Annotated in this window: 1 protein-coding gene; it reads left to right on the top strand. The window is 68.6% G+C overall.

Annotated features, from left to right (window positions below; all coding sequences use genetic code 11):
• Positions 1–151: 151 nt before the first annotated feature.
• Positions 152–411, top strand: a 260-nt coding sequence (locus GVN67_RS29380) for a DUF488 domain-containing protein (RefSeq protein WP_160000797.1), incomplete at its 3' end; no start/stop codon positions are given.

Below are 411 nucleotides of genomic sequence, written 5' to 3' on the forward strand. Positions count from 1 at the left end.
GCCCGGCGCAGTTAACGGAGCTTTGCGAACTTTGCGGCGGAATTCCGAGATGCGTGTCGTTACCGCGACATACGGTATCGATCCCCGGTTGGTTCACAGGCCCGGATCCGGCTAAGTGCCGGTCCCGCAACGCGAGTCCCGTCACGGTCCCGTGAGCAAGCAATTATTCACCATAGGTTACGAAGGGCTCGACCCGGAGCGCCTTACGGATGCGCTGCGCTCGGCGGGCGTGGCCGTGCTGGCCGACGTGCGGGCGGTGGCGAACTCGCGCAAGCGCGGCTTCTCGAAGGGCGCGCTCGGAACGGGTCTCGCAGAGGCGGGACTCGGCTACGCGCATCTGCGCAGCCTCGGCACGCCGAAGGCCGGCCGCGAGGCGGCCCGGGCGGACGACGCGGCGCTGATGCGCAGGAT

The organism is Roseomonas sp. 18066 (assembly GCF_902706185.1).
Classification (GTDB): Bacteria; Pseudomonadota; Alphaproteobacteria; order Acetobacterales; family Acetobacteraceae; genus Pseudoroseomonas.